Origin of the sequence: Frigoribacterium sp. CFBP9030 (assembly GCF_034045195.1) — a bacterium.
Taxonomy (GTDB): Bacteria; Actinomycetota; Actinomycetes; order Actinomycetales; family Microbacteriaceae; genus Frigoribacterium.
In genome coordinates this window covers 1-19,009 of sequence record NZ_JAXCWG010000023.1, presented here as the reverse complement: position 1 = coordinate 19,009, position 19,009 = coordinate 1, and the positions used below count along the sequence as shown (strand labels likewise).

Sequence of the window (19,009 nt, the reverse complement as noted above, 5' to 3'; positions counted from 1 at the left end):
CGCCCCCGTGCCCCTGCCGCCCCTGCGGCCGGTGCCCCGCCGCCCTCCGGCCGGCGCAGCGCTGCCCGCTGCCGGCGCCACCCCCGCCCGGCGCCGCCCCGTGTGTCGGCAACTCCTGCTTGCTGCGCCGCGGCGCCTCTCGAGCCACCGAGGACGGCGCTTCGGGCGCGACACGCAGGAGTTGCCCACGGCGGAGGCTGTCGAAGCGGCGGCAACCCTTTCCAACCGAATCCCGACCGCGCAGTGGGCGCACGAACCCGCAACTCGAACGACAGCCCCGGGCGAGCGTCCGGCCCCGTCCGCCGAGACGGCATCTCGCGTCGGCAACTCCTCCTGTGTGCAGCTCACGCCGCAACCGAACGGCGTGTCGCCCCGGCGAGCGGCAGCGAGCAGGAGTTGCCGACCGGCGGGTCGGGATCGGGGTCGCGTCGCTGAGCGGCTTTGGCGGAGATTCCTCCACAGTCGCCCATCCCGGCACTTCGTCCACAGCTGTGGGCTGAGTCGGGGCACTGAGGCCCGCCACGGCAGCAGCATCGCGTCATGACCACGATCGCCGAACTCGTCTCCGCTCACGGCGGGCTACTCCACAAACACGCCCTCGTCGCCGAAGGGGCCACCGACCGGCACCTGACCGCCGCTGTCCGCTTCGGCGGAGTCCGCAGACCGAGGCGCGGCTGGTACTCGACCTGGAAGCCGGACGACCCGCGGTACATCGCGGTCGCCGTAGGCGGTCGACTCACCGGCGCCTCGGCGCTCCATCAACTGGGTGCGTGGATGTGGCATCGGCCGAAGATCACCGTCTCGGTCCCAGAGTCCGCCTCTCGACTCCGTCGCAGAAGGGGCGTGAGGGTGGCCTGGGATCCCGTCGAGCTCTCGACGCGCGGGACGACCTGGTCGGTGGACCCCCGAGACGCGCTCGCGCGGGCCGTGGTCGAGGCCGACAGCCTGGAGGACGCCGTCATCCTCGTCGATTGGGCCCGACAGCGAGGCGTTCTCGTGGACGACGACGATGCCCGGGAGGTGCTGTCGCGCAGGGGAGCCGACGCAGCCGGTCTCGCCGAATGGAGCGATGGTCGGGCGGAGAGCATCCTGGAGAGCGCCGCGGGGACGCGATTGCGGCTCGCCGGGCGAGAGATCCGGAGGCAGGTGCCGGTTGGTCCCCGTGGGGAGCGCATCGACATCGTCGTCGACGGGGTGGTGGCGCTCGAGACGGACGGTCGTGAGACCCACGCATCCCGTTTCGACAAGGACCGCCTGAAAGACGCGACCATGATCCTCGCCGGATTCCTCCCGATGCGTGCCAGCACCTCGATGGTTCGAGACCGGTGGCTCCTGGTCGCGGCTGCCGTCGACGCATTGGCGTCGCAGCCCCTCCGGGCACCCGATGGCTTCGAGGTCGGTGAGGCCTCTCTGCCGCGGGTGCTGCCGGGGAGAGGCCGGAGGAAGTGGCGCCTCGGCAGGAGCCCGAGGCGCCGCAGACGGCAACCGTCGCCCCACGGGAGACAGGTGCGGCCGGTGGCGGCGCGACTCTCGGCGCCAAGGGCGGCGACACCGGGCGCGCAGCCGGAGCAGGGCGCGCAGCCGGAGCAGGGCGCGCCCCGGCGCGGGAATGCAGGGCGCGGCCCGATGGTTCGGCCGGTGTGACTGATACGCAGAACCGGGCCGTGAAGGTCGACATCTGGTCCGACATCGCCTGCCCCTGGTGCTTCATCGGCAAGCGCAAGTTCGAAGACGCGGTGGCGCGCTACGGCGGCCCCGTCGAGGTCGAGTACCACTCGTTCGAGCTCTCACCCGACACCCCCGTCGACTTCGAGGGTGACGAGGTGAAGTTCCTCGCCGACCACAAGGGCATGCCCGCCGATCAGGTGCGGGGGATGCTCGACAACGTCACCGGGATCGCCGCCGAGGTGGGTCTCCAGTACGACTTCGGCAAGCTGCGTCATACGAACACCGTCAAGGCGCACGAGCTCCTGCACTTCGCGAAGGCGAACGGCCTGCAGCGGGAGATGAAGGAGCGCCTGCTCGCCGCCTACTTCGAGGAGGGCCGCCACCTCGGGCGCATCGACGAGCTGGTCGACCTCGCCACGGAGGTCGGTCTCGACGCCGACGCCGCCCGTGCCGCCCTCGACGACGGGCGCTTCGAACCCGACGTCCGAGCCGACCAGGCCCAGGCGCAGGCTTTCGGCATCACGGGGGTCCCGTTCTTCGTGCTCGAAGGCAAGTACGGCATCTCGGGGGCCCAGGCGCCCGAGATGTTCCTCCAGGCCCTCCAGCAGGTGGGCGCGGAGGTCTCAGCGTGACCGACCGGGCCACGACAGCCCCGCAGTCGCCGTCGAGCGGGGAGCCGTCTGCCGCGGCGGCCACCCCAGCGGCGGCCACCCCAGCGGCGGCGGCCCCGGCCGCGGGCACCCCAGCGTCGACGTTCACCATGCTGGGCGCCCCCGACGCGGTGGCCTGCGAGGGCGACGCCTGCCTGCTGCCCGTCCGCTGACCGGCACGAGACCAGGTCGCCGGCCGAGGAGGCGCGGCGTCAGTCGCTGATGTCCGCCACGGTCGCGTCGTACCCGGCTATCAGGGCGTCGGCGTCGACGAACGCGCTGTAGCCGTGCTCGCCCGCGCCCAGGGCGACGCGGAGTCCGACGATGCGCTCGTCGGCGTAGACGGGCCAGGCCGTCGTGCTGCCGATGGGTGTGATGGTTCCGCGTTCGTACCCGGTGGCCTCGAGGGCGATCTCGGGGCGGGGGAGCGACAGCTTGTTGACGCCGACGACGGCGCGCAGCTTCGACCACGAGATCTGACGGTCGCCGGGCACCAGGGCGAAGAGGAACGAGCCGTCGTGTCGTTTCACGACGAGGCTCTTGACGATGTCCGACGGGGTCAGCCCGAGTAGATCCGCCGCCGCCTCGAGACTGTCGGCCTCCGGTCGCGACACGACCTCCACAGCCACGCCGTGCGCCGCGGCATCCACCTCGACCCGCTGTCGTCCTGTCGGTCCGCCGTCGCTCATGGGAGAATCGTACCGATGTCCATTTCCACTCTGCCCTCCCGTGGCCTGTCGATCGGTCCGATCGAGGTCGCCTCGCCCGTCGTGCTCGCTCCGATGGCGGGCATCACGAACACGGCCTATCGCCGTCTGTGCCGCGAGTACGGTGCCGGTCTCTACGTCAGCGAGATGATCACCAGTCGTGCGCTCGTCGAGCGGACGCCCGAGTCGATGCGTCTCATCCAGCACCACGAGTCCGAGACGCCGCGCAGCATCCAGCTCTACGGTGTCGAGCCGAACACCGTCGCCGAGGCTGTCACGATGCTCGTGGCCGAAGACCGCGCCGATCACATCGATCTGAACTTCGGCTGCCCCGTCCCGAAGGTCACACGCAAGGGCGGCGGTTCCGCTCTCCCCTGGAAGACGGGTCTGTTCCGCGAGATCGTCGAGCGGGCGGTGTCGGCGGCGGGCGACATCCCGCTGACCATCAAGATGCGCAAGGGCATCGACTCCGACCACCTCACGTACCTGGAGGCCGCGAAGGCCGCTCAGGGCGCCGGCGTGGCGAGCATCGCCCTGCACGCTCGCACGGCGGCCGACTTCTACTCGGGCACGGCCGACTGGTCGGCCATCGCCACGTTGAAGGAGACCGTCACCGACGTCCCGATCCTCGGCAACGGCGACATCTGGTCGGCCGCCGACGCCCTCCGCATGGTCGACGAGACCGGGTGCGACGGGGTCGTCGTGGGGCGCGGCTGCCTCGGGCGTCCGTGGCTGTTCGGCGACTTGGCCGCGGCGTTCCGGGGCGAAGATCTGAAGGCCGAGCCCACGCTCGGCGAGGTCGGCCGGGCCTTCCGGCGTCATGCCGAGCTCATGGTCGAGTTCTGGTCGGGCGACGAGGGCCGCGCCTGCCGCGACATGCGGAAGCACGTCGCGTGGTACTTCAAGGGCTATCCCGTCGGCGGCGAGGTGCGATCCGCGCTCGCTCTCGCCGACTCGCTGGCCGAGATCGACGACCTGCTGGCCACCATGGACGCCGCCGAGCTCTACCCGGGCGCAGCGGCCGAGGGCCCCCGGGGTCGAGCCGGCAGCCCCAAGCGTCCGGCGCTGCCCGACCGCTGGCTCGAGAGCCGCGACCTCGACGAGGCGTTCAAGGCCGAGCTGGCGGCGGCCGAGCTGCACCACAGCGGGGGGTGACCCGCGCAGGGTCCCGACCCGCGCCTCCTTCGCCTCCGCCCCTCCCGATCGAAAGGCCCCGGTGTCCACCGAAGCCGCGTCCACCGAGTCCGCCCCGAGTACGTCCGCGGGGTACGAGCCCGCCGACTCCGAGCGGTGGCTGCCCGAGCAGCACTCGAACCGGCGCAGCGACTTCGCGCGCGATCGGGCGCGGCTGCTGCATTCGAGTGCGCTCCGGCGTCTGGCGGCCAAGACGCAGGTGCTCAGCCCGACCGCGGGTCTCGACTTCGCGCGCAACCGGCTGACCCACTCGCTCGAGGTCGCGCAGGTCGGTCGCGAGCTGGCGACCAGTCTCGGTCTCGACCCCGACGTGGTCGACACGGCGTGCCTCGCGCACGACCTCGGGCACCCGCCGTTCGGGCACAACGGCGAGAAGGCGCTGAACGACTGGTCCGTCGGCATCGGCGGCTTCGAGGGCAATGCCCAGACCCTGCGGCTGCTGACGCGCATCGAGCCGAAGGTCATCGACGAGTCCGGCCGCAGCTACGGGTTGAATCTGACGCGGGCGAGCCTCGACGCGAGCTGCAAGTACCCGTGGCCCGCCGCGCAGGGCGTGCCCGACCCCGGCGGGCGGATGAAGTTCGGCTTCTACGACGACGACACCGAGGCGTTCGGCTGGCTGCGGGCCGGTGCGCCGCGCCGCCGCCGCTGCATCGAGGCCCAGGTGATGGATCTCAGCGACGACATCGCCTACTCGGTGCACGACCTGGAGGACGCCGTGGTGAACGGCTACGTCGACGTCGCGACGCTCGGTTCGAGCGACGGGCACGACGATCTCGTGACGGCCATGCACGAGTGGGTCGGCGGCGAACTCAGTCGCGACGAGCTCGTCGAGGCGTTCGACCGCCTCCGCGCGCAGCCGTTCTGGGTCGACTCCTACGACGGCGGGCGCCTCGACCAGGCGCGGCTGAAGAACCTGACCAGCCAGCTGATCGGTCGTTTCGCCGGTGCGGCGACCCAGTCGACTCGCGAGTCGTACTCCGAGAAGAGTCTGACCCGGTTCAGCGCGAGCATGGTGGTGCCGCCCGAGGTGATCGGCGAGATCGCCGTCCTCAAGGGGATCGTCGCGGCCTTCGTCATGACGCACGGCACGCGGCAGCCGATCTACCAGAACCAGCGCGAGCTGCTGACGGGTCTCGCCGACGCGCTCTGGGCGGCCGGGCCATCCGAGCTCGACCCCGGGTTCGCGGCCGACTGGGCTGTAGCCGCCGACGACTCCGCCCGTCGTCGCGTCGTCGTCGACCAGGTGGCCTCGCTGACCGACCAGAGCGCCATCGCCTGGCATGCGCGACTCGTCCTCCCCAGCTGACCCCCGAGCCGAGGAGGCACGGGTCGGCACCCGTGAGCGACCGCCGGTGTCGGCCGCGCGACCTACAATCGACACGTGCCCGGCCTGATCAAACGAAACGACATCGACGAGGTCCGCTCGCGCACGAACATCGTCGACGTGGTCTCCGATCACGTCACCCTGAAGGGTGCCGGTGTCGGGTCGATGAAGGGCCTCTGCCCGTTCCACGACGAGCGCAGCCCCAGCTTCCACGTGCGTCCGCAGGTGGGTCGATATCACTGCTTCGGCTGCGGTGAGGACGGCGACGTCTTCAGCTTCGTCCAGAAGATGGACCACACGACCTTCCAGGAGGCCGTCGAGCGTCTGGCGTCGAAGATCGGCTTCGAGCTGCACTACGAAGACGGTGGTCAGGCCAGCGACCACGGCAACCGGGCGCGCCTCATCGCCGCGAACGAGGGCGCGCGCGAGTTCTTCGTCGAGCACCTGACGGCGTCCGACGCCGACCCCGCGAGGCGGTTCCTCGGCGAGAGGGGCTTCGACCCCGCCGCGGCGGAGCGCTTCGGGGTCGGTTTCGCGCCGAAGTCGTTCGACGCCCTGCGCGGCCACCTCAAGGGCCGCGGCTTCAGCGACGACGAGCTCGTGGCGGCCGGTCTGCTGAGCAGCGGCGACCGCAGTCCGTACGACCGGTTCAGGGGTCGTCTGCTCTGGCCGATCCGCGATGTCACGGGCTCGACGATCGGCTTCGGGGCGAGGCGTCTGCTCGACGACGACAAGGGCCCCAAGTACCTCAACACACCCGAGACGCCGATCTACCACAAGTCGCAGGTGCTCTACGGTCTCGATCTTGCCCGCCGGGACATCTCGAAGGGCAAGCAGGTCGTCATCGTCGAGGGCTACACCGACGTGATGGCCTGCCATCTGGCGGGGGTGACGACGGCCGTCGCGACCTGCGGCACGTCGTTCGGCGTCGACCACATCAAGCTGCTGCGGCCGATGCTGGGCGACGTCGGCGGGGCCCACACCTCGGCGAGCGGCGAGGTCATCTTCACGTTCGACCCCGACGAGGCGGGGCAGCGCGCCGCCTCGCGGGCCTACGCCGAAGAGCAGCGCTTCTCGGCCCAGACGTTCGTCGCGGTCGCCCCCGACGGCCTCGACCCGTGCGACCTGCGACTCAACCGTGGCGACGACGCCGTCCGCCGTCTGGTCGAGACGAAGCGCCCGCTGTTCGAGTTCATGATCCGTCGGGTGATCGACGAGTTCGACCTCGAGACCGTCGAAGGTCGTGCCGGTGCGGTCCGGGCCGGTGCCCCGGTGCTGGCGACGATGCGCGAGCAGTCGCTGCAGCGCGGCTACGCGCGGATGCTGGCGAAGTGGGTGGGCGTCGACACCGACGAGGTCGTGGCGGCGTATCAGGAGGTCGCGAAGGCGACGGCGAGCCAGAACTCCCTCGAGCGCGCCAAGCCGCACGACGCCTCCGACGGACCGCAGTCGATCACGAGTCTTCCGCCGCTGCCTGATGAGCCCGCGGGCCCGACCCTGCTGACTCTGCCGTCCGACCTGACGACCCGCACCGAACGCGACGCCCTGATGGCGATGCTGCAGCAGCCGGCCGCCGTCGGTCTGACGCTGATGCAGCGTGCGGCCCGGGCCCGGCTCGAGAACAGCGCGCTCTCGGTGGTCCGCGACGCCATCGGCGTCAGTCTCGACCGGCTCGAGGCGAGCGACTGGCTGGACGCCGTGCTCGACCAGACGCCGGCGCCGTTCGACGTCCTCGCGAAGGAGCTGGCCGTCGCGCCGATCCCCGAGCGGGAGGGTCGCGAGATCACCACGTACTGCCGCGGCATCGTCTCGTCGCTGGTCGAGCGCGACATCCTCCGAGAGAAGGCCGAGGCGATGGGCCAGCTGCTGCGCACCGACGCGAAGGCCGACCCCGCGCGTCACCGCGAGATCCAGCTGCGCATCGTCCAGCTCGAGGACGAGCGCCGGGTCGTCCGGCAGGAGTAGCCCGACGGCAGCGGCAGCGGCAGCAGCAGCAGCAGCAGCATGGATGCGCATACATCCGCCCGCCCGTCGAACCACGCTCTGAACAGGTCGAAAAGCACGACGCGGACCACGTGGCAAAGGTTCATTGCGGGCCTGTAAACACTTCCGCGAGGAGTAGGGCCGCGAGTCCGGTGTGTGTTACCAATGGATCCACCCCGAATCGGGCGCGAACACAGCCGTGCCCGCGGGGTCTCCTTGCACACAGAGAAAGAGGTAACCGGATATGACATCCGACTCCAAGCTCGGACGACGCGCACTCGCCGTCGTCGGTGGCGCCGCTGCCACCACCCTCATCCTCGCCGGCTGCGCCTCGGGCGGTGACGCCGACTCTGCTCTCGACGGCATCAGCGTCGGCACGACCGACGTCATCACCTCCCTCGACCCGGCCGGCTCGTACGACAACGGCTCGTTCGCCGTGCAGAACCAGGTCTTCGGGTTCCTCATGAACTCGCCCTACGGCAGCCCCGACGTCGAGCCCGACCTCGCCGAGTCGGCCGAGTTCACCGACCCGGTCACGTACACGGTCACGATGAAGCCCGACCTGACCTTCGCGAACGGCAACGAGCTGACCGCGAGCGACGTCAAGTTCACGTTCGACCGCCAGCTGGCGATCGCCGACCCCAACGGGCCGTCGTCGCTGCTCGGCAACCTGGCGAGCGTCGAGACCCCCGACGACAGCACCGTCGTCTTCACGCTGAACGGCGCCGATCAGACCTGGCCCCAGATCCTGTCGAGCCCGGCCTCGCCGATCGTCGACGAAGAGGTCTTCTCGGCCACCGAGCTGACGCCCGCCGACGACATCGTCGCGGCCGACGCGTTCTCGGGTCAGTACTCGATCACCGACTACTCCGAGAACGAGACGATCGCCTACGAGGCGAACGACGCGTACGACGGCGTGCTCGGCGCGGCGAAGACCGATTCGATCCTGGCGACCTACTACACCGAGGAGACCGATCTGAAGCTCGCTGTGCAGGAGGGCGACGTCGACGTCGCCAACCGCAGCCTCAGCCCGACCGACCTCGCCGACCTGGCGAAGGACGACGCTCTGACGGTGCACAACGGCCCCGGCGGCGAGATCCGCTACCTGGTGTTCAACCTGAACACGATGCCCTTCGGTGCCACGCAGACCGACGCCGACGCCGAGAAGGCCCTGGCCGTCCGTCAGGCCATCGCCGACACGGTCGACCGCGACGCTCTCGCGAGCGAGGTCTACAACGACACGTACACGCCGCTCTACTCGGTCGTCCCCGACGGCCTGACCGGCGCGACGAAGCCGCTCGAGTCGCTCTACGGCGACGGCGAGGGCGGGCCCGACGTCGACGCCGCGACCGAGAAGCTCTCGGCGGCCGGCATCGAGACCCCGGTCTCGATCGACCTTCAGTACAGCCCCGACCACTACGGCGCCTCGAGCGACGAGGAGTACGCGTTGATCCAGACGCAGCTGCAGGCCAGCGGCCTGTTCGAGGTCAACCTGCAGTCGACCCTGTGGGACACCTACAGCACCGAGCGCCGCGAAGACGCCTACCCCGTGTACCAGCTCGGCTGGTTCCCGGACTTCTCGGACGCCGACAACTACCTGTCGCCGTTCTTCGTGAAGGACAACTTCGTGGGCAACCACTACGACTCCGCCCAGGTGCAGGGTCTGCTCGCCGCCGAGATCGCGGAGTCCGACGAGGCCGCCCGCACCGAGATCATCGGTCAGATCCAGGACGTCGTCGCGAACGACCTGCCCACGCTGCCGCTGCTGCAGGGCACGCAGGTCGTCGTCTCGCAGAGCGACGTGCAGGGTGTCGACGACACGCTCGACCCGTCGTTCAAGTTCCGCTACGCAGCGCTCAGCCGCTGACCGGTTGATCGCGCGAGCGAACATGTTCCACGACGCCTGACACGCGAGGGGCGTCCCGCCATGGTGCGGGACGCCCTTTCGCGCGTCGTGCGTCGCCCTCACCCCTGAAAGGCACCCCCCGTGACGTCGCTCATCGAGGCCCCCCTCGCGAGCGGGCCGCCCACCCCCGACCCCACCGTGCGACGACGTCGTCCCGGCGGAGGATTCGGTCGCTACCTCGTGGTCCGCGCGCTCCTCATCATCCCCACCGTCTTCATCCTGGTCACCCTGGTCTTCTTCCTGATGCGGGTCGTCGGGAACCCGATCACCGCCTCCGTCGGGGGCCGCCTCACCGAGGCCCAGCTGCAGGAGCGCCTCGCCGCCGCAGGCTACGACCGCCCGATCATCGTCCAGTACCTCGAGTACCTCGGTCAGATCGTCCGGCTCGACTTCGGCACCACCGCGACCGACAACCGCCAGATCAGCGAGGTCATCGTGACCTACGGCTCGGCGACCGTCGAGCTCGTCTTCTACGCTCTGATCATCGCGCTGGTGATCGGCATCCCGCTCGGCATGCTGGCCGCGTACGTGCGCGACCGCTGGCCCGACGCGATCCTCCGCATCCTCGCGATCCTCGCCTACGCCACCCCGGTGTTCTTCGCGGGTCTGCTGCTGAAGCTCACGTTCTCGGTCTGGCTGGGCTGGTTCCCGCTCGGCGGTCGCGCCTCGACGCGCGTCGGCATCGCCCTCGGGCGGATCGAGAGCCCGACGGGCATCTACCTGATCGACGCCCTGCGCACCGGCAACAGCACGATCATCGTCGACGTGCTCTCGCACGCGGTGCTCCCGGCGCTCACCCTCGGGCTGCTCACCGCCGGCATCTTCCTGCGTCTGGTGCGCACGAACGTGATCGGCACCCTGGGCTCCGACTACATCGACGCGGCCCGCTCGCGCGGCGTCAGCGAGCTCCGCCTGGTGCGCAAGCACGCCCTGAAGCCGGCGCTGATCCCGATCATCACGGTGATGGGTCTGCAGATCGCGATGCTGCTCGGCGGCTCGGTGCTGACCGAGACCACGTTCGGCTGGCGTGGGCTCGGCTTCCAGCTGCAGCAGTACCTCTCGGCCCGCGACTTCATCGCCGTTCAGGGCATCGTCGCCGTCCTGGCGGTGATCGTCGCCGTCACGAACTTCCTGGTCGACGTCATCGCGGCCCTGATCGACCCCCGTGTGAGGTACTGACCATGACCGACTCCGGCAGCACCTCCAGCACCACCAGCACCACCGGAACCGGCGTCCTCGCCGACCGTCGCGCCCCGCTCTGGAAGCGCCTCCCGATCGTCGCGCAGTTGCGCCGGTCGGTCGGCCTGCAGCGCGGCATGCTCGTGGCGGGCGTGATCATCTGCGCCGTGTTCCTGCTCACGGCCGTGTTCGCCCCGCTCATCGCCCCGTACGGCTTCGGCCAGCTCGGCGACGATGCGGGCACCTTCACCCGTCAGGCCCCGCCGTCGGCCATGCACCTCTGGGGCACGACCGTCGGCGGCTACGACGTCTTCAGCCGGGTGGTCTGGGGCACGCGCACCGCGATCGCCGTCGTGGTCGTCGCCGTCGTGCTCTCGATCACGATCGGCGTGGCCCTCGGTCTCGTCTCGGGCTACCTCGGCGGCTGGCTCGACCGGGTGCTCGTCGTCATCGCCGACGCCGTCTACGCGTTCCCGTCGCTGCTGCTCGCCATCGTCGTCTCGATCGTGATCAGCGGTGGTCAGTCGAGCCTCTGGGGCGGGATCGTCTCGGCCGGCATCTCGATCACGGTCGTCTACGTGCCGCAGTACTTCCGTGTCGTGCGGGCGGAGGCCGTCCGGCTGAAGAGCGAGGCCTTCGTCGAGTCGGCGAAGGTCGTCGGCAGCAGCACGCCGCGCATCATGTTCAAGCACGTGCTGCGCAACTCCACGCGCAGCCTGCCGCTGATCCTCACGCTGAACGCGTCCGAGGCGATCCTCACGCTCGCCGCGCTGGGGTTCCTCGGGTTCGGCATCGGGCCGACCTCGGCGGCCGAGTGGGGTTACGACCTCAACCGCGCGCTCAGCGACACCGCGAGCGGCATCTGGTGGACGGGCGTCTTCCCGGGCGCCGCGATCGTGCTCATGGTGCTCGGCATCACCCTCGTGGGCGAGAGCCTGAACGACCTGGCCGACCCGCGCCTCCGGACCCGCCGTCGGGCCCGCCGCAAGACGAAGAACGACACGGCGACCTCTGCGGTCGTCGCCGAGGAGGTCCCCGCGTGAGCGACACGACTGACACGACGGGCCGCTCCGACGGTCCGGGCCGAGGAGGCGCGGCTCCGGTCCGCCACGCCGGTCACGGCCTGCCCCGTGAGGCCCGCGACATCGCGGTCGGCATCAGCGGCCTCGAGGTCACCTTCGCGACCGACGGCGGCGACGTCGCGGCCGTGCAGGGCGTCACGCTCGACGTCCGCGCCGGCGAGGTGCTCGCCATCGTCGGCGAGTCCGGCAGCGGCAAGACGGTGACCGCGAAGACGATCCTCGGTCTGCTGCCCGAGACCGCCGTCGCGACCGGCGCGGTGCTGCTCTCGGGGCGGAACGTCCTCGAGGTGACGCCGTCGACGATGCGCGCGATGCGCGGTCGCGACGTCGCCATGGTCTTCCAGGAGCCCTCGACGGCCCTCAACCCCGTCTACACGGTGGGCTGGCAGATCATCGAGGGGCTGCGCGCCCACGGGGCGATCAAGAAGAAGGAGGCGCGGCGTCGGGCCATCGACATCCTCCGCCGCGTCGGCATCCCCGAGCCCGAGAAGCGGGTCGACTACTACCCGCACCAGTTCTCGGGCGGTCAGAAGCAGCGCGTCGTCATCGCGATGGCGCTCGTTCTGAACCCCTCGGTCATCGTGGCCGACGAGCCGACCACCGCGCTCGACGTCACGGTGCAGGCCGAGATCCTCGACCTGCTGCGCGACCTGCGCGACGAGTTCGGCACCGCGATCGTGCTGATCACCCACAACATGGGGGTCGTGGCCGACCTCGCCGACCGGGTCGCGGTCATGTACCTCGGCAAGGTCGTCGAGCAGGCGTCGTCGGCCGAGCTGTTCGCGTCGCCGAAGGACGACTACACGCGCCGACTGCTCGGGTCGGTGCCCCGACTCGAGTCGCGCGGAGCGCAGGTCCAGGCGGCCGATGCCGACCGCGACGTGGTCGTCCGGGCGACGGGCCTCGAGATCGAGTACCCCGGCCGTCTCGGGCGCGGCGGCTTCCGGGCCGTCAAGGGCGTCGACTTCTCCATCGCCCGTGGCGAGGTGCTGGGTCTGGTCGGAGAGAGCGGCTCGGGCAAGACCACCATCGGCCGAGCCATCGCGGGTCTGACCCCGGTGACCGGCGGCTCGCTCGACGTGCTCGGCATCGAGATGAACGGCGTGCACGAGCGCGACTTCAAGCCCAAGCGCGCCGAGATCGGCTTCGTCTTCCAGGACCCGGCGTCGAGCTTCAACCCGCTGCTGACCATCGCCGAGTGCGTCGCCGAGCCGCTGATCGTGCACGGCCGGGCAGGCGACGCCCGAGCGGCCAGGCGGAGGGTCGACGAGCTGCTCGAGGCCGTCCAGCTGCCCAAGGCGTTCGGCGATCGATACCCGCACGAGCTCAGCGGCGGACAGCGCCAGCGGGCGAGCCTCGCCCGCTCGCTGGCCCTCGAGCCAGCGCTGCTGATCGCCGACGAGCCGACGAGCGCGCTCGACGTCTCGGTGCAGGCGCGCGTGCTCGAGCTCTTCCGAGAGCTGCAGACCGACCTCGGCTTCGCGGCGCTGTTCATCAGCCACGACCTCGCCGTCGTCAACATGCTCGCCGACCGGATCGGCGTGCTGTACCACGGCGACCTCATCGAGAGCGGGCCGAACGACCAGGTGCTCGGCGCACCCGAGCACCCGTACACGCAGCGCCTGCTGGCGTCGCTGCCGGTGCCCGATCCGATCGAGCAGGCCGCGCGTCGCGAGCGGCTCGCCGAGCTCGACCGCGCCGCGGCCCGCGGCGACGTCGAGGGAGGGGCCGCCTGATGGCCGTCGACCTCGACATGGGCGCGCCGGTCGCCACCGACGACCTCTCGCTGGAGTACCCGGCGCGCAGCGGGCATCCGGCGGTCCGGGCCGTCGACGGCGTCACGCTGTCCATCGCGCCGGGCGAGATCCTGGCCGTGCTCGGCGAGAGCGGCTCGGGCAAGTCGACTCTCGCCATGGCGCTGGCCGGGCTCGTCGGCACCGAGCGACCGGCGGAGGGCCGACCGCGCATCGTCGGGGGAGCCGCGCGCGTGTTCGGGCTCGACCTGCTGCGATCGTCGCCTCGTCGGCGCGACCGTCTCTCGGGTGCCGTCGGTTATCTCGCCCAGGACGACGGCGAGCGGCTCAGCCCCGACCTCACCGTCGGCGAGACGATCGCCCAGCCCATCTACCAGCGCGACAAGCGGTTCGATCGCACCGAGGCCGGCCGACTCGTCGCCGACCTCATCGACGCCGTGCACCTCCCGCTCGGCACGATGCTCAAGCAGACCTGGGAGCTGAGCTCCGGGCAGCGGCAGCGGGTGGCCCTGGCGCGGTCTCTGGTGCTCGAGCCGCGCCTCCTCGTGGCCGACGAACCCGCGCGCGGGGTCGACGTGCTCGTGCGGCAGGCTGTGCTCGACGTCATCAAGAACCTGCACGGCGACCGGCGGTTCTCGGCGCTGGTGGTCACGTCGTCCGTCTCGGAGGCGCGGGCCATCACCGACCGCGTCGCCGTGATGCGCTCGGGGCGGCTCGTCGGGCTCGGGGCCATCGACGAGGTGCTGCGCGACGGGGTCGACCCGTACGTGAAGGTCCTCTCGACGACAACGCCGATCGACATCATCCGCCCCGACGAGCGGGATCAGTCGTGACTGCGCCGACCAGGGGTCACCGGGCGACGACGACCACCGTGAGCCTCTCGGCCGACCGGCGCCCGTCGCCCGGGCCCGTCAGCCTGGCGCCGCGCGAGAATCCGCGCTTCGTCGACGCCGTTCGCGCCGGGGGCGCCGCGGTCGTCCCCCTCGGCGACGAGACGCGGGGTCTGATCTGGCTCTCGTACACCGACCCCGAGGGTCTCGCCGCGGCCCTCGAGCGGCACCCGGGCATCGAGTGGGTGCAGCTGCCCTACGCGGGCGTCGACGCGTTCTCCGAGCTGCTCGCCCGCTACGCCGACTCGCCGCGACCACTCTGGACGAGCGCGAAGGGCGCCTTCTCGGAGCCCGTCGCCGAGCACGCGCTCATGCTCGTGCTCTCGCTGCTGCGGGTCGTGCCGTCGCGCGTGCAGGCGACGAGCTGGCAGACCGAGCAGCGCGGGCTGTCGCTCTACGGCAAGAACGTCGTGATCGTGGGCGCCGGGGGCATCGCGCTCGAGCTCGTCCGTCTGCTGGGGCCCTTCGAGACCCGCGTGACGATCGTCCGTCGCGGCGAGACGCCCGTCGAGGGCGTCGAACGCACCGTCACGGTCGACCGCATCGACGAGGTGCTGCCCGAGGCCGACGTCGTCGTGCTGGCGGCGGCGGCGACGGCGGGCACGTCGCGGCTGCTCGACGGCCGGCGTCTCGCGTCGCTCAAGCCGACCGCGGTGGTCGTCAACATCGCGCGGGGCGATCTGGTCGACACGGAGGCGCTGGTCGAGGCCGTCCGCGCCGAGCGGATCTGGGGTGCGGGCGTCGACGTGACCGCGCCCGAGCCGCTGCCCGACGGTCACCCGCTCTGGGGCGACCCCCGGGTGATCGTGACGCCGCACCAGGCGGACACGCCCGAGATGACGGCACCGCTGCTCGCCGAGCGCATCACGCACAACGTGCGGGCACTGCTCGGCGACGGCGATTTCGCCGGGGTCGTCGACCCGGCCGACGGCTACTGAGACCCGGGGGCGCGTCGTGTTCGATGCGCCCCCGAATCTTTGCTACAGTTAGGTCCGCTGTCGAAGGCTCCGGTCTGAGGCAGTTGCCATTCCTCGATAGCTCAATTGGCAGAGCAGCCGGCTGTTAACCGGCAGGTTCTTGGTTCGAGTCCAAGTCGGGGAGCGAAGGCCCAGAGGCTCCACCCTCTGGGCCTTTTTTCATGCCCTCGAGTCGACGACGGGGTTCTCGAGCCGGCGACGCCGAGGAGGCGCGGTCCGGCTGGTGCCGTCGCGCGCCTCCTCGGGGCTCTCGCCCGGTGGTTCTCGGCCGATCAGTCTTCGGGGTGATCGACGCCGGGTAGCCAGGTCCGGCCGGGGGAGCCCCAGCCGGCCTTCTTGACGGCCTTGGCGGCCGCCTTGTGGAACGGGTGCTCGAGCCGGTCGGTGTACAGCACGCCGTCGAGGTGGTCGAACTCGTGCTGGAAGATGCGGGCGAGCCAGCCGTGCGCCTCGATCTCGTAGTCGTCGCCCTCGAGGTCGGTCGCGCGGAGGATCACGCCCTCGGCTCGACGCAGCGGGAACCGCTCGCCGGGCACCGACAGGCAGCCCTCCGACTCGTCGTCATCGTCGAGCGGCTCGATCGAGAGAGGGGTCTGCCAGAGGGTGGGGTTGATCGCGACGCCGCGCCAGTCGTCGCCGTCGTCGTCCGTCCACGAGAAGACGAAGAGCCGGAGGCCGACACCGACCTGCGGACCGGCGAGTCCGACGCCGGGGGCGGCGTCCATGGTCTCGAACATGTCGGCGACGAGGGTGCGGATCGCGTCGTCGATCTCGGCGACGTCGGAGGCGGGGGAGTGCAGCACGGGGTCACCCGTGATGGTGATGGGGCGAACGGCCATTCGTCCAGCCTACTGAGCGGCGGCCCGCTACCGTGGACGCCGTGAGCCCGAACCTCAGCGATCTGACCGAGCAGGTCTCGTTGACCCCGTTCCAGGCGCTGGGGATCCCCATCGCCCTGATCGGCGCCGTGTTCCTCTCGATCGGCGCGCAGCTGCAGCATCGCGGCGTCGCCAAGGTCGAGACGCGACTCGGGGCGTCGCGCGGCGGGATGAGCGTCCGCCAGGTGCTCGCACTCATCGGTCGACCGTCGTGGGTGATGGGCACGCTGATGCTGGGGCTGGCCGTGGTGTTCCAGCTGACGAGTCTGCGGGTCGCCCCGCTGCTCGTGGTGCAGCCGCTCGGGGCCGTCGCGCTCGTGATCACCGCGGTGCTCAACGCCCGGTCGACCGGGCGGCGGCTGTCGGGGCGCATCAAGCGGTCGATCGCGATCTGCGTCGGCGGCATCGGCCTCTTCGCCACGGTGGCCGCGTTCACCGCCATCGAGACGGAGATCACGACCGATCAGCTGATCACCGTGCTCGTCATCCTGCTCGTCGTGGGCGCCGTCCTCGCCGTCGCGTTCGTCGCCCTGCGGCACCGACGCAGCGCGCTGTTCTACATCATCGGCGCCGGGGTGCTGTACGGCTTCGTCGCCACGCTCGCGAAGGTCGTGCTGAACCGGGTGTTCGCCGGCAACTTCGACGGTCTGAGCATCGTCTGCATCATCATGCTCCTCGCGGCGGCGGCCCTCGGCGGGTACTTCGTGCAGAACGCCTACTCGTCGGGGTCGCCCGACCTCGTGATCGCCGGGCTGACGGTGGTCGACCCCATCGTCGCGGTCACCATCGGGATCGTGGTGCTCGGCGAGGCGGCGAACGCGCCCGGCTACGCCGTCGCGCTCTTCCTCGTCGCGGGCGCGATCGCCGTCTACGGCGTGTTCCAGCTCGCCAAATACCAGCCCGCCAAGCGAAGCTGAGCTACCGTGGTCCCGCGCCGCAGACGCCATCGGCGGGGCACCAGCGAACCACGAGCACAAGGACGCCACGACACGTGACACCCGCCCCAGACCACGCCCCCGAACCCCGCGACGAGAACGCGAGCGGTCCGGGCGGCGGCGACACCGCGCCGCGCCTCACCGTGCTGATCGCGGCGGACACGTTCCCGCCCGACGTCAACGGCGCCGCCAACTTCGCCGAGCGACTCGCCGTCGGCCTGGCGGGCCGCGGGCACGACGTGCACGTCATCTGCCCGGCGGCCGACCGCCACCACGGGACGTTCCTCGAGCAGCACGACGGCGTGACCCTGACCGTCCACCGGCTGTACTCGACGCGCTGGCCCCTCCACGACTGGCTGCGCTTCGCGACGCCGTGGCGCGCCGAGCCCAACGCCGAGCGCATCATCGAGCAGATCCGACCCGACGTCGTGCACATCCAGTCGCACATCGTGATCGGTCGCGCCGTCGTCCGGGTCGCCAACCGCCGCGGCATCCGGGTCATCGCCACCAACCACTTCATGCCCGAGAACCTCCTCGAGCACACCGGGCTGCCGCACTTCCTCCGGGCGACGGCCGTCAAGCTCGCCTGGCGGGACGCGGCGAAGACCTACACGCACGTCGCGGCGATCACGACGCCGACCAGGCGGGCCGCGGCGTTCCTCGAGCGGTCGGTCGCCGTCACCGGCGTGCTGGCCGTGTCGTGCGGCATCGAGGCCGCCGACTACACGGCACGCGACGACCGACCCGCTGCGAACCGGGTGGTCTTCGTCGGTCGGGTCACGGCCGAGAAGCAGATCGACGTGCTGCTGAAGGCCATGACCCTGCTCGACCCCGCACTCGACGCGCGACTCACCATCGTGGGCGGCGGCGACCTGCTCAAGCAGCTGCAGCTGATGACCGTCGAGCTGGGCCTCGCCGAGCGCGTCACCTTCGCCGGCTACCTGTCGGACGCCGAGCTGCGGCGGACCCTCACGGATGCGACCGTCTTCGCCATGCCGTCGGTGGCCGAGCTGCAGAGCATCGCGAGCCTCGAGGCCATGGCGTCCGGTCTCCCGCTCGTCGTCGCCGACGCCATGGCGCTGCCGCACCTCGTCGACGAGGGGGTCAACGGCTACCTCTTCAGGCCGGGCGACAGCCGCGACCTGGCCGACAAGCTGACCCGCGTGCTCACGGCGGGCGACGACGAGTACCTCGCGATGCGACGGGCGAGCCTGCAGGTCATCGAGGGACACGACATCCAGCGGACGGTGAGCGTCTTCGAGTCGCTGTATCGTGGGGAACCGGTGGCCTCGGCCGCCGACGCCTGATCGACCCGCGCCTCCTGGGCGGTCGGTCGGCACGGGGCGGTAGCTCAGCCGGTTAGAGCAGTCGACTCATAATCGATCGGTCACGGGTTCAAGTCCCGTCCGCCCTACGACACGACCCCCGACGGTCGGTCGGCACCCGGTCGGGCATGCCACCATGTGTGCATGTTCACCCGACGGACACGCGACACCCCTGCCGGCGACGACTCCTCCTCTCCGGGGGGATTGCCGTCCGCTCCTCGCATCGGTGTGGGCGCCCAGGTGTACGTGCTCGACTCCGACGAAGACGCGGGCACGCCGTTCCCCTACGGGCCCACGGGCATCATCGTCCGCGCGGGGGGCTCGGCCTGGCAGGGCGTCTCGGCGATCGGCGGCTCGGCGCGCACCTGGCTCGTGGAGTTCGACTCGCCACAGCTGGACCGCGACGGCGAGGGGCCCGTCGGCTCGGCCTCCGTCGCCGAGAAGTTCCTCCGCCTGGCGCCCCTCGCCTGAGCCCGCCCGAGCCGGCCAGCCGGTCCGCTCGCTGGCCGTCTGCCGGCCCGCGCCCGCGCCCGCGCTGGCCCGGCCCGCCGGCC

General features: G+C 71.0%; 16 protein-coding genes and 2 tRNA genes. 16 read left to right on the top strand and 2 right to left on the bottom strand.

Annotated elements, in window-relative coordinates:
- Positions 1-540: 540 nt before the first annotated feature.
- Together SOM13_RS15150 and SOM13_RS15145 are read left to right on the top strand one after the other, a co-directional pair.
- A complete protein-coding gene (locus tag SOM13_RS15150; RefSeq protein WP_320480195.1) occupies positions 541-1,644 on the top strand; it encodes a hypothetical protein in 1,104 nt (367 codons plus the stop codon).
- Positions 1,641-2,300 carry a DsbA family oxidoreductase gene (locus SOM13_RS15145; protein WP_320480194.1) on the top strand — a complete coding sequence of 220 codons (660 nt, stop codon included), beginning with the start codon at positions 1,641-1,643 and terminating at the stop codon, positions 2,298-2,300. Before SOM13_RS15150 ends, SOM13_RS15145 begins: the two co-directional genes overlap by 4 nt.
- A gap of 230 nt (positions 2,301-2,530) precedes the next feature.
- Here the strand turns inward: SOM13_RS15145 and SOM13_RS15140 are convergent, their stop codons facing one another.
- Positions 2,531-3,007: a YbaK/EbsC family protein gene (locus SOM13_RS15140; RefSeq protein ID WP_320480193.1), complete on the bottom strand. Its 477-nt coding sequence runs from the start codon at positions 3,005-3,007 to the stop codon at positions 2,531-2,533.
- A gap of 15 nt (positions 3,008-3,022) precedes the next feature.
- Here SOM13_RS15140 and dusB point away from each other — a divergent pair, with 15 nt between their 5' ends.
- From dusB to SOM13_RS15090, 10 genes are all read left to right on the top strand, one after another.
- Positions 3,023-4,180, top strand: a complete 1,158-nt coding sequence (gene dusB / locus SOM13_RS15135) for a tRNA dihydrouridine synthase DusB (protein WP_192057927.1) — start codon at positions 3,023-3,025, stop codon at positions 4,178-4,180.
- Positions 4,181-4,241: 61 nt separating this feature from the next.
- On the top strand, positions 4,242-5,528 hold the full coding sequence (locus SOM13_RS15130; RefSeq protein WP_320480192.1) for a deoxyguanosinetriphosphate triphosphohydrolase: 1,287 nt from the start codon (positions 4,242-4,244) through the stop codon (positions 5,526-5,528).
- A gap of 75 nt (positions 5,529-5,603) precedes the next feature.
- A complete protein-coding gene (dnaG, locus tag SOM13_RS15125; RefSeq protein WP_192057925.1) occupies positions 5,604-7,511 on the top strand; it encodes a DNA primase in 1,908 nt (635 codons plus the stop codon).
- Positions 7,512-7,773: 262 nt separating this feature from the next.
- On the top strand, positions 7,774-9,396 hold the full coding sequence (locus tag SOM13_RS15120) for an ABC transporter substrate-binding protein (protein WP_320478525.1): 1,623 nt from the start codon (positions 7,774-7,776) through the stop codon (positions 9,394-9,396).
- A gap of 120 nt (positions 9,397-9,516) precedes the next feature.
- Entirely contained in the window at positions 9,517-10,614 is a 1,098-nt protein-coding gene (locus tag SOM13_RS15115) for an ABC transporter permease (RefSeq protein ID WP_192057923.1), read from the top strand.
- Positions 10,615-10,616: 2 nt separating this feature from the next.
- The gene (locus SOM13_RS15110; RefSeq protein WP_320480191.1) at positions 10,617-11,657 is read left to right on the top strand and encodes an ABC transporter permease; all 1,041 of its coding nucleotides are present in this window, start codon (positions 10,617-10,619) and stop codon (positions 11,655-11,657) included.
- An 80-nt stretch (positions 11,658-11,737) separates the two neighbouring features.
- Positions 11,738-13,432, top strand: coding sequence for a dipeptide ABC transporter ATP-binding protein (locus SOM13_RS15105; protein WP_414655532.1), 1,695 nt, complete (start codon positions 11,738-11,740; stop codon positions 13,430-13,432).
- Positions 13,432-14,283, top strand: coding sequence for an ATP-binding cassette domain-containing protein (locus SOM13_RS15100; RefSeq protein WP_320480190.1), 852 nt, complete (start codon positions 13,432-13,434; stop codon positions 14,281-14,283). The genes SOM13_RS15105 and SOM13_RS15100 overlap by 1 nt, the downstream gene beginning before the upstream one ends.
- The gene (locus tag SOM13_RS15095) at positions 14,280-15,278 is read left to right on the top strand and encodes an NAD(P)-dependent oxidoreductase (protein WP_320480189.1); all 999 of its coding nucleotides are present in this window, start codon (positions 14,280-14,282) and stop codon (positions 15,276-15,278) included. The genes SOM13_RS15100 and SOM13_RS15095 overlap by 4 nt, the downstream gene beginning before the upstream one ends.
- 90 nt (positions 15,279-15,368) lie before the next feature.
- Positions 15,369-15,441: transfer RNA gene (locus tag SOM13_RS15090), tRNA-Asn, on the top strand.
- A 148-nt stretch (positions 15,442-15,589) separates the two neighbouring features.
- Here SOM13_RS15090 and def read toward each other — a convergent pair.
- A complete protein-coding gene (gene def / locus SOM13_RS15085; RefSeq protein WP_320480188.1) occupies positions 15,590-16,156 on the bottom strand; it encodes a peptide deformylase in 567 nt (188 codons plus the stop codon).
- Between the two features lie 41 nt (positions 16,157-16,197).
- On the opposite strand from def, the gene SOM13_RS15080 reads away from it, so the two are divergent.
- From SOM13_RS15080 to SOM13_RS15065, 4 genes are all read left to right on the top strand, one after another.
- Positions 16,198-17,112: a DMT family transporter gene (locus SOM13_RS15080; protein WP_320480187.1), complete on the top strand. Its 915-nt coding sequence runs from the start codon at positions 16,198-16,200 to the stop codon at positions 17,110-17,112.
- A gap of 74 nt (positions 17,113-17,186) precedes the next feature.
- A complete protein-coding gene (locus SOM13_RS15075) occupies positions 17,187-18,437 on the top strand; it encodes a glycosyltransferase (protein ID WP_320478520.1) in 1,251 nt (416 codons plus the stop codon).
- Positions 18,438-18,470: 33 nt separating this feature from the next.
- Positions 18,471-18,544 (top strand) — tRNA-Ile (locus tag SOM13_RS15070).
- A 55-nt stretch (positions 18,545-18,599) separates the two neighbouring features.
- Positions 18,600-18,926 carry a hypothetical protein gene (locus SOM13_RS15065; RefSeq protein WP_320480186.1) on the top strand — a complete coding sequence of 109 codons (327 nt, stop codon included), beginning with the start codon at positions 18,600-18,602 and terminating at the stop codon, positions 18,924-18,926.
- Positions 18,927-19,009: the final 83 nt, after the last annotated feature.